Here is an 11,918-nt window from a genome sequence, read left to right as displayed (position 1 = left end):
CTCAAGAGTCATGGAGCATGAGTTTTACGGACTTCCTTCCGAAGGATGTCAGCCTCACCATCGCGATGGCGCTCTGCGCCATCGCTTTCGTTTCGGGCACCGCGCGCGGCTTCTCCGGCTTCGGCTCGGCACTGATCTTCATGCCCTTGGCGAGCAGCGTCGCGGCACCGCGGCTGGTTGCAGCACTGCTCCTCGTCATCGATCTTGTCGCGGCCGCGCCGCTGCTGCCCGACGCCTGGCGGAAGGCCGACCGCAAAGCGACCGCCGTGATCGTGCTGGGCGCGCTGGTCGGCGTGCCCGTCGGCACCTATTTCCTCAGCGTGCTCGAGCCGATCACCACGCGCTGGATCATCTCGTGCTTCGTGGCCGCGCTGCTTCTGTTGCTGTTGTCGGGCTGGCGCTATCGCGGCAAGGACCACAATTGGCTTTCGGTCGGCATCGGCGGCCTTTCCGGCTTTTGCAGCGGACTGGCGCAGACCGGCGGGCCGCCGATCGTCGGCTACTGGCTCGGCCGCCCCATTGCTCCCATCGTCGCGCGCGCCAACATCGTCTTGTTTTTCGGCGCGTCGGATTTCTTCTCGATGGTCAGCTATGCCACGACCGGATTGATCTCCCGCGAGTCGCTCGCGCTCGCGCTCATCGTCGGCCCGGTCTATGCGATCGGCGTCGCCTTCGGCGCATCACTGTTCGGCCGCGCCAGCGAAACGATATTTCGCGCCATTTGCTATGTGCTGATTGCGATGGCGGTGATCGCCGGGCTGCCCGCGCTGGATGGGATTTTGCGCTAGTTGCTCTTCGGCCGCGGCGCGCGGCGGCGTTTCGTCGACTGCGTCGGCACCTCGGCCGGCTCAACCTTCAGCGCACCGATCTTGCGGAGCGCAGCGTCCGCCGCGCGCTCGCCGCTTTCCCAGGCGCCGTCGACGGTGCCCCACAGCGTCTCATGCGTGGCTTCGCCGGCGAGAAACAAATTGCCGATCGGCTCGGTTAAAACCTTTCGCGAGAGCTGGCCGCCCGGCGAGGCCGCCGACATTGCGCCCATGACATAGGGCGAGGCGTTCCAGCGCGTCACCGCGGTCTTCTGCACATTGGCTGCGGCCTCGCTGCCGAACAGCTTTGTGATCCACTCCCTTGCGAAGGCCGTCATCGCCTTCTCACCCTGCTCCGAGAGATCACGGCCGAACGAACCGCCGACGTCGATCGAGCACAGCGAGGATCCGCCGATATTGGCGAACATCAACGCGGTGCGCGTCGAGTTGCTCTGCTCGATCAGGATATCGTCGCGCGACAACCCGAGCGGATTGCCCGGCAGCTGCAGCACGATGTGATCGTAGCTACCGAGGCCAAGTTTTGACGCCGCATCGAGCGTGCGCTTGGGAATATCAGGCGCGAACTTGATCGCGCCGCTCGTGAGCACATTGGTCGAGACCGTGATGATGGCCGCGCGCGCGGCGATCTTGCCTCCTTGCGTCTCCACGCTGACGTCGCGATTGCTCCAGACGATCCGGCTTGCCGGTGTCGCGAGCGCAACCGGCGCCTGCTCGCCGAGCCTGGCGATCAGGGTGCCCAGACCTTGGCGGCAGGCGATCGGGGCATTGCGGTCCTGCGCGCGCGCCTTGTCGATCGCCGACAGTTCCTTGAGATCCTTGCCGGCAAAACCTGCGCCGAGCACGAACTCGGCGGCGCCCGCCCAATCGCCGAGATCCTTCGGCAGCACCGACGCGCACGAGGTATCGAGCTTGCCGCGCGCCGCCTCGTCGATGGCACGGTTGGCGCGCACCAGCGCCGCCAAAAATTCCTCGGTCTCGCCCGCGCGCGCATTGCGGCGGCCGATGCGCATCTTCTGGCCCGACGGCGCAGGCGACACATCGAGCCCGGCGCCGCGCGCAAGGCGAATCATCGGGTTGGTGTCGGGATTGTGCATCCAGCGCGCGCCGCGATCGAACGGCACGTCGAAGGTGATGCTGTCGGTGATGCAGCGCCCGCCGATCTGCGACGCCGCCTCCACCACCACCACCTTGCGATTGGCCGCCATGACGCGCCGCGCCGCAGCGATACCCGCCGCACCCGCACCGATCACGACAATGTCAGCCTCGCGCGGCAGCGGCGCGGCCGTTGCGCGCAGGACCGGCGCTGCGGCAAAGGCCGCCGACGCCGATAGGAAGCAGCGGCGGGTGATTGTCATGTCATGGTTTCCGGAGACTTGCGGCGAACGGGAACAGCAAGCGAACCTTGCCGCATCTGATGTTGCGCAGCAACCATCATGGTGAATCAATCGTGCTTGACCTCACAGACCCATGAACCGAATTGCAACAGGTTTCGACCATGATACAGATGGAAAAAAGGCGGCCAGAAAGGCCCGGGGAGAGTTCATGGGGACGGTCCTAGATTCAGTCGGCAAGGTGATTGCCGCGTACCTCTCGAAGGAGGTGCCGGGCTACGAGCCGTTCACGCCGAGCGACCCCGAGCACCTGCGCGGCGTGATCCAGCCGGGCGACGTGATGCTGGTCGAAGGCAACAATCGCATCTCCGGCATCATCAAATATCTGACGCAGTCGACCTGGTCGCATGCGGCGCTCTATGTTGGCCCGGTCGAGGGCGCACAGGAGCCCGACGGCGAACCGCATGTGCTGATCGAGGCCAATATCGGCGAAGGCGTCACCTCTGCACCGCTGTCGAAATATTTCCCTTACCACACCCGTCTCTGCCGTCCGGTCGGGCTGTCCTACGAGGACCGCACCACGGTGTGCCGCTATGCGATCAACCGCATCGGCTTCGGCTACGACACCAAGAACATCATCGATTTGATGCGCTTTCTGTTTCCGCTGCCGATTCCACAGCGCTGGCGGCGGCGCATGATCTCGATCGGCTCGGGCGATCCGACCAAGATCATCTGCTCGGCGCTGATCGCGCAGGCCTTCGACGCCGTGCGCTATCCGATCCTGCCGAAGATCACCAAGGCCGGCAGCCGCGCCGCCCGCCGCGAGATCCTGCACATCCGCGATTCCTCGCTCTACATGCCCCGCGACTTCGACATCTCGCCCTATTTCGAAGTGGTCAAACCCACCATCGTGCATGGCTTCGACTACACAGCGCTGCACTGGGCCGACAAGCAAAAGCCGCTCGAGGAGGTAGCAGGCTCATTCGGGGTGTTTCCAGAAACGGTCAGGGCGCCGCCGCTCGTTCCTGAAGCGGCTGACGAAGAAGCGCCGGCTGAAGTTCAGGCTGAGCAAGTGATGACCGAAGCGGCTGCTGAGATGGGCGTCGCCTTCTCGGAGCATTTTGTGATGCTGAAAGAGCTCGCGACGTATCGCGCGCGGCACGACGGACACGTCCGCGAGATCGCGGCGTAGGCATCGGTGTCGTCCCTGCGAACGCAGGGACCCATACCGCGGAATCTATCGCGTATCGGCGGTGGCAGTACCGAACAAGCAGTCGTCGCCAAACCTCTCCCTGGGGTTATGGGTCCCTGCGTTCGCAGGGACGACACCTGAGGGTGGGGTGCGCATTTTTCTCCCCGTCATTGCGAGCGCAGCGAAGCAATCCAGACTGTCTCAGCGGAGGGACTCTGGATTGCTTCGCTGCGCTCGCAATGACGGAAGAGAGAGCGCGCCCTACCGCTCCGCCCGCCCGATCACCGCCATCAGCTCCGCGATCTTCTCGCGTTGATCCGACTTGTCACCGCTTGCAATCGCGTGCTCGACGCAATGGGCGACGTGGTCCTTCAAAACCTCTTCCTCGACCCGGCGCAGCGCGGCGCGCACCGCCGAGATCTGGGTGACGATGTCGATGCAGTAGCGGTCCTCCTCGACCATTTTCGACAGGCCGCGAACCTGGCCCTCGATCCGGCCGAGACGTTTTCCGACGGATGCCTTGATGTCCTTGCGCATGGGGTCTATATACCCCTACCGGGTATAGGTTACAAGGCCGGAGTGCAGCAATGAACGACGCGGACCACAAGCATCATCACAGCGGGGACACGCATTCCGGATGCGGCTGCTCCGCCAGGACCGCGGCGCCCGCTCCGAAGCCTGCCGCCTCGTCCTGCTGCGGCGGCCACGGGGATCATGCCCATCACCACGCCCATGACCATGGCGCAGCCGCAACAAAGGTCCTCGATCCCGTCTGCGGCATGACGGTCGACCCCGCGACCTCGAAGCACCGCTTTGATCACCACGGCGAGACCTTCCATTTCTGCTCGGCCGGCTGCCGCACCAAGTTTGCGGCCGATCCCGCAAAATATCTTGCGAAAGAGAAGGCGCCCGAACCGGAGATGCCGGCGGGCACGATCTACACCTGCCCGATGCATCCGGAGATCCGCCAGGTCGGACCCGGCAGTTGCCCGATCTGCGGCATGGCGCTGGAACCGGAGGTCGCGAGCCTGGAGACCGGACCCAATCCGGAACTCGCCGACATGACGCGGCGCTTCTGGATCGGCGGCGCGCTGGCGTTGCCCGCTGTGGTGCTGGAGATGGGCGGACACCTTGCCGGCCCGCACAACTGGATCGACCCGACCTTGTCGAACTGGATCCAACTCGTCTTCGCCACGCCTGTCGTGGTCTGGGCCGGCTGGCCGTTCTTCGTCCGCGGCTGGCAGTCGCTGCTCACCCGCAACCTCAACATGTTCACGCTGATCGCAATGGGCACCGGTGTTGCCTATGTCTACAGCCTGATCGGCACCATCGCGCCGCAGATTTTCCCTGACACGTTCCGCGGCCATGAGGGCGCGGTCGCCGTGTATTTCGAAGCGGCTGCCGTTATCACCGTCCTGGTGTTGCTCGGCCAGGTGCTGGAGCTGCGCGCCCGCGATGCCACGTCGGGCGCAATCAAGGCACTGCTCCAGCTCGCGCCAAAAACCGCGCGCCGCGTCGATGCCGATGGCAGCGAGCATGAGATCGAAATCGACTCTCTACACGCCGGCGATTCCCTGCGCGTACGTCCCGGCGAAAAAGTGCCGGTCGACGGAACTATCCTCGAAGGCCGCTCCTCGCTCGACGAATCCCTCGTCACCGGCGAATCCATGCCCATCACCAAGGAGGTTGACGCCAAGGTGATCGCCGGCACACTCAACCAGTCGGGCAGCTTCATCATGCGCGCGGACAAGGTCGGGCGCGAGACGCTGCTGTCGCAGATCGTGCAGATGGTCGCGGATGCGCAGCGCTCGCGCGCGCCGATCCAGCGCCTGGCGGACCATGTCGCCGGCTGGTTCGTGCCGACCGTCATCGCCATCGCTATCGCAGCCTTCGCCGCCTGGACCTGGTTCGGGCCGGAGCCGCGGGTGGCCTTCGGCCTCGTCGCCGCCGTCAGCGTGCTGATCATCGCCTGCCCCTGCGCGCTGGGCCTGGCGACCCCGATGTCGATCATGGTCGGCGTTGGCCGCGGCGCGCACGCTGGCGTCCTGATCAAGAATGCCGAAGCACTGGAGCGGATGGAGAAAATCGACACGCTGGTGGTCGACAAGACCGGCACGCTGACCGAGGGCAAGCCCAAGGTGGTGTCGATCGTGGCGGGTTCCGGCTTTGCCGAGGATGACATCCTTCGGCTTGCAGCCAGTGTCGAGCGCGCCAGCGAGCATCCGCTCGCCGACGCGATCATGCGCGCGGCAAAGGAGAAGCAGCTTGCGCTGAGCCAGGTCGAAGAGTTCGACTCGCCGACCGGCAAGGGCGCGACGGGCATGGTTGACGGCAAGAGTATCGTGCTCGGCAACGCCAGGTACCTGACATCGATCGGCATCGACACCAGGGCGCTCGATACAGAGGCTGAGCGCCTGCGCGGCGACGGCGCGACCGTCATCAACATGGCGGTCGACGGCCGGCTTGCCGGCCTGTTTGCCATCGCTGATCCCGTGAAGACTTCGACGCCCGAAGCGCTGAGAGCACTCGCGGCCGAAGGCATCAAGGTGATCATGCTGACCGGTGATAACCGCACCACGGCCGAAGCCGTCGCGCGGCGGCTCGGAATCTCTGATATCGAAGCCGAGGTGCTGCCGGACCAGAAGAGCGCGGTGGTGACAAAACTGCAAAAGGCCGGCCGCAGCGTCGCGATGGCCGGCGACGGCGTCAACGACGCGCCGGCGCTGGCGGCGGCCGAGGTCGGCATCGCCATGGGCACCGGCACGGATGTGGCGATGGAAAGCGCAGGCATCACCCTGCTCAAGGGCGACCTCACCGGCATCGTGCGTGCACGAAGACTATCGCAGGCGACGATGGGCAACATCCGCCAGAACCTGTTCTTCGCCTTCATCTACAACGCCGCCGGCATTCCAATTGCAGCCGGCATCCTCTATCCCGCTTTCGGCGTGCTGCTGTCGCCGATCATCGCGGCAGCGGCCATGGCACTATCCTCAGTGAGCGTTGTCGGGAATGCGTTGAGGTTGCGTGGGACGCGATTGTGAGGCGAGCGAGCTGAATTCGTAGCCCGGATGGAGCGAAGCGAAATCCGGGTCTTGCTCACAAATTGGCACCGTCCCGGATTGCGCTGCGCTCCATCCGGGCTACGGTTCACGGGCATAGGCAAGACACGGGACATATCTCATGCAGCGGATTACGATCACGATCGAGGACGATTTGCTGGCGGAGATCGATGCCGCAGCCGAAGCGCGCGGTTACCAGAACCGCAGCGAGATCATTCGCGACCTCGCCCGCGCCGGGCTGCAGCAATCGAGCGAGGACACGGCCCAGAGCGGCCCCTGCGTCGCCGGCCTCGTCTATGTCTACGACCACGCTGCGCGCGATCTCTCAAAGCGGCTGGTGCAGGAATTCCACGGCCATCACGACCTCGCGCTCGCGACCCTGCACGTCCATCTCGACGACAACAATTGCATGGAGATGACCGCGCTGCGCGGCGACGCCGCCGAGGTCAAGCATTTCGCGGACCACATCATCGCGGAGCGTGGCGTGCGTTATGGGCGTGTGGTGATGATCCCGACGGGAGAGGGGAAGCCGGTCAAGGTGCGTAAGCACGGGCATCGGCATGAGTAGGCTTTGAGCCACGCGGACCATGCGGATCTCTCTCTGCGAGTCGGGAATCGCAGGGTGGGCAAAGGCGCACTTGCGCCGTGCCCACGATTGATCGAAGACGTCACCAAGATGGGCGACGCCATCCTGGGCCTCGTCGCTCAGGAGATGGGTGCGAAGGCACCGCGCTGGCTGGCGATCCGCAACGTCTCCGATCCGCGGATCAAGGCCGAAGGCACGCTGAAGCAGCAGGAGCAGGCCGCCGCTCTGATCTACAGGGGCTTTGGCCGCTGGAGCACGGTCTGTAGTGCCATCACCTGCTGGGCCAGTATCGTGGCGGAGCCATAGGCCTCTGTCGTCCCTCATGGTGAGGGGCGAGAGTGCTTATGACGCAATCAGAGCAGGTCAGCCTCCCTTGCCGAACGGGCCTGGGGTGTCTACCTCTCGCGGGTGGTTTCGTGAGAGGTTCCCATGCTGGATGCCGCCGTGAAGGCGCTGTCGCAAATGATGTCGCCGGCCATGCGTTCGATCCTGTGGCGCTCGATCGGGTTTGCGCTGGTGCTGATCGTCGTGCTCGCGATCGGGTTGCAGCGGCTGCTGAGCTGGTTCGCCACCTATGGCGAGGTCTGGCTTGAGGGCCTGCTCGGGCCGAGCTGGCACTCGTCGCTGGAGGTGCTGGCGTGGATTATCTCGATTGCGGCCGGTCTCGGCGTCGTGTTCGGCAGCGTGTTCCTGATGCCCGCGATCACCTCGCTGGTGGCGAGCTTCTTCGTCGACGACGTCGCTGACGTCGTTGAGCGCGAATATTATCCTGCCGAGCGACCGGGCACGGCGCTGCCGTTCAACCAGGCCATCCTCGAAGGCATCAAGACCGCGCTGCTGACCATCCTCGTCTATCTCGTCGCATTGCCGCTGGTGTTTCTGGCCGGCGCCGGTTTCCTGATCTTCTTCCTCGCCGCCGCCTGGCTGTTGGGGCGCGAGTATTTTGAGCTCGCCGCGATGCGCTTCCGTTCGCCGGAGGACGCCAAGGCGATGCGGCGCGACAATGCCGCAACGATCTTCACCGCCGGCCTGTTCATCGCGGCCTTCGTCTCGATTCCGATCGTCAATCTGGCGACGCCGATCTTCGGCATGGCCTTCATGGTCCATATGCACAAGCGCCTGTCGGGATCGCGACCCGAGCTGATCGAGCCGGCGCGGCAGATGCGGTGATTGACTAATCCGCGCGGACGGTGCGCTCCCTCTCCCGCTTGCGGGAGAGGGTGTCTCCGCAATGGGACACTCCCCAAGAGGAGAGAGCCCTCACCCGGCGCAATGCGCCGACCTCTCCCGCAGGCGGGAGAGGTGACCGACCCCGCGGCGCGATTGAACGAACCAACCGCCATCCGATTCAAGTCCCCTGCACGCCGCACTTTCGCAACAGCATCCTGGCGAAGCCGAACGGCGCCGGGGTGAACGGGCCCGGCGGCGCGCGGGTGATCAGGGCGATGACGCCGAGCGCGACCAGCGCCAGCCAGAAGCAGAGCCAGAAGCCGTCGATATAGGCGAGCACATTGGCCTCGCGCTGCACGAAGCTCGCGAGCGTGCCCAGCGCGCGCGCCGGCGCCGAGCTGGCGCCATGCGCCGCGAAATGATCGGCGAGCTGTTTCAGCGCACGCACCACATTGGCGTCGCCGACTTCGAGATTCTGGCCGATATAGAAAGAATGGACCTGCTCGCGGACACGCAGCCACGTCCCCATCAGCGCCACGCCGATCTCGGCACCGCCGAGCCGCATGACCTGGATATAGGCGGCAAAGGAGGTGGCACGGCTCGGATCGGAGTTCGACAGCAGCGTGATGATGAGCGGCAGCAAGGTCAGCGACTGTCCGATCGCCTGGAGCAGGACGATGCCGATGAAGTCCTCGCGGGCCCAGTCGTGGGTGAGCTGTGTGCCCCAGAGATTGGCTGCGGCAAAGCAGGCAAATCCGACAACCACCACCGTCCGCGCATCGAAATGCCGTAGCAGCCAGATCGAGAGTGGCACCAGCACGAACATCGGCAGCGCGCCATAGGTCAGCAACAAGAGGCCGCTCTGCTCTGGCCTGAGCAGACCGACATTGCCGAGGAAGTTTGGCACCAGCGACGAGTTAGAGAGGCTGGTCAGCGTGTAAAGCAGGATCAAGACCAGGCCCAATCCGATGTTGCGCGAGAACAGCACATCCACATGGGCCCAGGGTTGGCGCACCAGCGATTCGTTGATCAGGAAGCCCACGAACAACACGGATCCGCCAACGAGCAATGCCATCACCGTGCCGGAGCCGAGCCAGTCGAGGCGATTGCCCTGGTCGAGGCCGGCATAGATCATCGAAACCGATGTGCCGAGCAGCAGCATGCCGCCCCAATCGGCCTCGCGCAGCAGTACGCGATTCACCGGCTCGCTCGGCGTGCCCAGATAGACCATCAGGCCCATCAATGGCGCGATCACCACGCTCTGCCAGTACACCCATTGCCAGCCGAGATGATCGACATAGAAGCCGACCAGCGAACTCGACGTGTCGAACGCAAAGCCGACGCGGATCGAGTAGAGCGCGATCGCCGGCAGCCACCAGCGGATCGGCAGATTGCGGAACACGATCATCAGCGTCGCTGGCACGAAAGTGCCGAGGAGGAGGCCATGTACGACGCTGAGTGCGATCAGCGTCGTATAATCGTGCACGAAGGGGACGATCAGCGAGATCACCGCATAAATCAAACTCGGGATGCCGAGCACGCGACGCAGACCGAACACGGTCGCAAGCCACGGCACTGCGGGCGCGATCAGGATCTGCGATCCGATACCGGCGGTGGAAAGCCACGCACCCTCGTCGAATGAGAGCGAGAACGCACCGCGCAAATCCGGCAAGCCGATTGTGGTCAGGCGGCTGTCGACATTGGTGAGGAACGAGCCGAGCAGCACCGCCGCCACGGCGAACAGCGGTTGAGGCGCAATGCCGCCGCGCGAGACCGGTCCGCGGCGGGCATCGTCATTTTCCGCCATTGCCGGCCCTGGTGTCGATGCTGGTCACGACCGACATGCCCGGCACGAGCCTCGCCAGCAGCGGCTGATTGTCGTCGAACTGGATGCGGACGGGAATGCGCTGCACGACCTTGGTGAAATTTCCGGTCGCATTGTCGGGCGGCAGCAGCGCGACCTGTGCGCCGGTCGCGGGCGCGATACGCTCGACCCTGCCCCGCAGCTTTTCGCGCGAGAAACCGTCGACGGTGATCTCGACCGGCTGGCCAGGTGCTACGTGCGTCAGCTGGGTCTCCTTGTAGTTCGCGATCACATAGACTTTCGGCAGCGGCACGACGTTGATGAGGTTGGTGCCGATATTGACGTAGTCGCCGGGCTGCACCTGGCGCTCGCCGACGACGCCGTCGAACGGTGCCGTGATCTTCGTATAGCCCAGCTTGAGCTTGACGCTCGCCAGCGTCGCCTTGGTGGCGTCGAGATCGGCGGCGCGCTGCTTCCTGGTGCCTTGCAGGACCTCGAGCTGATGCTGCTGGGCGGCGATCACGGCGCGGCTGGCGCGCACGTCGGCCTGCGCCTTGGCGAGCCCGGCGACCGCCTGCTCGAGCCGCTGCCGTGTGCCGGATTCGGTCTGCGACAGCGATTGCTGGCGCTCCTGCTCCTGCTTGGCCTCGACTTCCAGGGCTTCCGCCGACAGTCGCGAAGCCTCGGCCTGGGCGATCGTCGCATATTGCAGCTCGATCTGGTTGGCGAGATTGTCGAGCACGGCCTGCGCGGCGGCAACCGCCGCTTCCGACTGCGCGACCTGGGCCTGATAGTCGGCGGGATCGATCTGAATCAGGAGATCGCCGGCCTTGACGCGCTGAAAATCGGTCACCGCGACGGTCAGCACCTCGCCGGAGACGCGGCTTGCAAGCCGCGTCAAGTCGGCGCGCACATAGGCGTCATTGGTGGTCTGGACCACCGCATTGCCGACCCATTCGTCGAACCGCAGCGTCGCCAGCGCGACGAAGGCGAGCGCGACGATCACGGCGAACAGCGGGATCGCGAGCCGGCTCCAGAGCGAAGTCGCCGGCCGCTGCGTCGGCTTGGGCGGCGGAACCGGTGTGGCTGCGGGCGGCGGCGAGGTTTGTTCCTGCTGACTCAACGAATGCCCCCAAAACCACTTTGCCCGAACGCCATGCTCAGACCGTCTTCTCCGGCCACCGGCAGAGATCGTTGATCAAGCAGACCTCGCAGCGCGGCTTGCGCGCGAGGCAAGTATAGCGGCCGTGCAGGATCAGCCAATGATGGGCGTGCAGCATGAACTCGGACGGGATCACCTTTTCGAGACCAAGCTCGACTTCGAGCGGCGTCTTGCCGGGCGCGAGCCCGGTGCGGTTGCCGACGCGGAAGACATGCGTGTCGACCGCCATGGTGTGCTCGCCGAACGCCATGTTGAGCACGACGTTTGCGGTCTTGCGTCCTGCGCCCGGTAGCGACTCGATCTCGGCGCGCGTGCGCGGCACCTCGCCGCCGAAATCGCTGAGGACCTTGGCCGACAGCGCGATGACGTTCTTCGCTTTGGTGCGATAGAGGCCGATGGTCTTGATGTAGTCGCGCAGGCGCTCTTCGCCGAGGTCGAGCATCTTCTGCGGCGTGTCGGCGATCTCGAACAAGGCGCGCGTCGCCTTGTTGACCCCGGCATCGGTCGCCTGCGCCGACAGCACCACGGCAACCAGCAGCGTAAACGGATTGACGTGCTCGAGCTCGCCCTTCGGCTCGGGATTGGCCTTGCGGAAACGGCTGAAGACCTCGCGAACCTCTGCCGGCGTCCAAGGTTTGATAGCCTTGAGCGATTTCTTCGCCGGCGCCGATTTCTTCGCGGGCCTGGGCTTCGCGCTGGCTGCCTTTGCCTTTTTCTTCGGCATCGCCGCTTTGCGCGGGGCCGGCTTGCGGGTGATTTTCGCCATGATCGGGATATACTGAGGGAC

General features: G+C 64.9%; 11 protein-coding genes. 6 read left to right on the top strand and 5 right to left on the bottom strand.

The features are described 5' to 3' along the window. Nucleotides 1-17: 17 nt before the first annotated feature. Complete coding sequence (locus ABIA96_RS22520) at nt 18-788, top strand: sulfite exporter TauE/SafE family protein (protein WP_354139235.1); 771 nt, start codon at nt 18-20, stop codon at nt 786-788. On the opposite strand, the gene ABIA96_RS22515 is transcribed toward ABIA96_RS22520, so the two are convergent. Beyond that, the gene (locus ABIA96_RS22515; RefSeq protein ID WP_354139234.1) at nt 785-2,182 is read right to left on the bottom strand and encodes a flavin monoamine oxidase family protein; all 1,398 of its coding nucleotides are present in this window, start codon (nt 2,180-2,182) and stop codon (nt 785-787) included. The genes ABIA96_RS22520 and ABIA96_RS22515 overlap by 4 nt on opposite strands. Nucleotides 2,183-2,369: 187 nt before the next feature. Here ABIA96_RS22515 and ABIA96_RS22510 point away from each other — a divergent pair, with 187 nt between their 5' ends. Then, entirely contained in the window at nt 2,370-3,350 is a 981-nt protein-coding gene (locus tag ABIA96_RS22510) for a YiiX/YebB-like N1pC/P60 family cysteine hydrolase (protein ID WP_354139233.1), read from the top strand. 261 nt (nt 3,351-3,611) lie between these two features. Here ABIA96_RS22510 and ABIA96_RS22505 read toward each other — a convergent pair whose 3' ends face one another. Further along, nucleotides 3,612-3,887 (bottom strand): metal-sensitive transcriptional regulator, encoded by a 276-nt coding sequence (locus tag ABIA96_RS22505; RefSeq protein ID WP_027535553.1) that lies wholly within the window; start codon nt 3,885-3,887, stop codon nt 3,612-3,614. A gap of 50 nt (nt 3,888-3,937) precedes the next feature. Between ABIA96_RS22505 and ABIA96_RS22500 the strand changes: the two genes are divergently transcribed. The 4 genes from ABIA96_RS22500 to ABIA96_RS22485 all read left to right on the top strand — a co-directional run bounded on the left by ABIA96_RS22500 (nt 3,938) and on the right by ABIA96_RS22485 (nt 8,165). Next, nucleotides 3,938-6,391 (top strand): heavy metal translocating P-type ATPase, encoded by a 2,454-nt coding sequence (locus ABIA96_RS22500; RefSeq protein ID WP_354139232.1) that lies wholly within the window; start codon nt 3,938-3,940, stop codon nt 6,389-6,391. Nucleotides 6,392-6,530: 139 nt separating this feature from the next. Beyond that, nucleotides 6,531-6,977 (top strand): nickel-responsive transcriptional regulator NikR, encoded by a 447-nt coding sequence (gene nikR / locus ABIA96_RS22495; protein ID WP_354139231.1) that lies wholly within the window; start codon nt 6,531-6,533, stop codon nt 6,975-6,977. A gap of 54 nt (nt 6,978-7,031) precedes the next feature. Further along, entirely contained in the window at nt 7,032-7,301 is a 270-nt protein-coding gene (locus ABIA96_RS22490; protein ID WP_354139230.1) for a hypothetical protein, read from the top strand. 123 nt (nt 7,302-7,424) lie between these two features. Beyond that, entirely contained in the window at nt 7,425-8,165 is a 741-nt protein-coding gene (locus tag ABIA96_RS22485) for a sulfate transporter family protein (RefSeq protein ID WP_354139229.1), read from the top strand. Nucleotides 8,166-8,343: 178 nt separating this feature from the next. Here ABIA96_RS22485 and ABIA96_RS22480 read toward each other — a convergent pair whose 3' ends face one another. The 3 genes from ABIA96_RS22480 to nth are packed head-to-tail and all read right to left on the bottom strand — an operon-like array spanning nt 8,344 to nt 11,897. Continuing rightward, on the bottom strand, nt 8,344-9,972 hold the full coding sequence (locus ABIA96_RS22480) for an MFS transporter (protein ID WP_354139228.1): 1,629 nt from the start codon (nt 9,970-9,972) through the stop codon (nt 8,344-8,346). Then, nucleotides 9,959-11,092 carry an HlyD family secretion protein gene (locus tag ABIA96_RS22475; RefSeq protein ID WP_354139227.1) on the bottom strand — a complete coding sequence of 378 codons (1,134 nt, stop codon included), beginning with the start codon at nt 11,090-11,092 and terminating at the stop codon, nt 9,959-9,961. Before ABIA96_RS22475 ends, ABIA96_RS22480 begins: the two co-directional genes overlap by 14 nt. Before the next feature lie 37 nt (nt 11,093-11,129). Beyond that, nucleotides 11,130-11,897 (bottom strand): endonuclease III, encoded by a 768-nt coding sequence (gene nth / locus ABIA96_RS22470; RefSeq protein ID WP_354139226.1) that lies wholly within the window; start codon nt 11,895-11,897, stop codon nt 11,130-11,132. Nucleotides 11,898-11,918: the final 21 nt, after the last annotated feature.

This window comes from Bradyrhizobium sp. LB11.1, from assembly GCF_040549385.1.
In the GTDB taxonomy this organism is placed as follows: domain Bacteria; phylum Pseudomonadota; class Alphaproteobacteria; order Rhizobiales; family Xanthobacteraceae; genus Bradyrhizobium.
This window is presented reverse-complemented; position numbering and strand designations above follow the sequence as displayed.

Excerpts from the sequence above, each read along its gene's own strand:
- ABIA96_RS22520 (WP_354139235.1), top strand. The coding sequence starts at position 18 with ATGAGTTTTACGGACTTCCTTCCGAAGGATGTCAGCCTCACCATCGCG.
- ABIA96_RS22515 (WP_354139234.1), bottom strand. The coding sequence starts at position 2,182 with ATGACAATCACCCGCCGCTGCTTCCTATCGGCGTCGGCGGCCTTTGCC.
- ABIA96_RS22510 (WP_354139233.1), top strand. The coding sequence starts at position 2,370 with ATGGGGACGGTCCTAGATTCAGTCGGCAAGGTGATTGCCGCGTACCTC.
- ABIA96_RS22505 (WP_027535553.1), bottom strand. The coding sequence starts at position 3,887 with ATGCGCAAGGACATCAAGGCATCCGTCGGAAAACGTCTCGGCCGGATC.
- ABIA96_RS22500 (WP_354139232.1), top strand. The coding sequence starts at position 3,938 with ATGAACGACGCGGACCACAAGCATCATCACAGCGGGGACACGCATTCC.
- nikR (WP_354139231.1), top strand. The coding sequence starts at position 6,531 with ATGCAGCGGATTACGATCACGATCGAGGACGATTTGCTGGCGGAGATC.
- ABIA96_RS22485 (WP_354139229.1), top strand. The coding sequence starts at position 7,425 with ATGCTGGATGCCGCCGTGAAGGCGCTGTCGCAAATGATGTCGCCGGCC.
- ABIA96_RS22480 (WP_354139228.1), bottom strand. The coding sequence starts at position 9,972 with ATGGCGGAAAATGACGATGCCCGCCGCGGACCGGTCTCGCGCGGCGGC.
- nth (WP_354139226.1), bottom strand. The coding sequence starts at position 11,897 with ATGGCGAAAATCACCCGCAAGCCGGCCCCGCGCAAAGCGGCGATGCCG.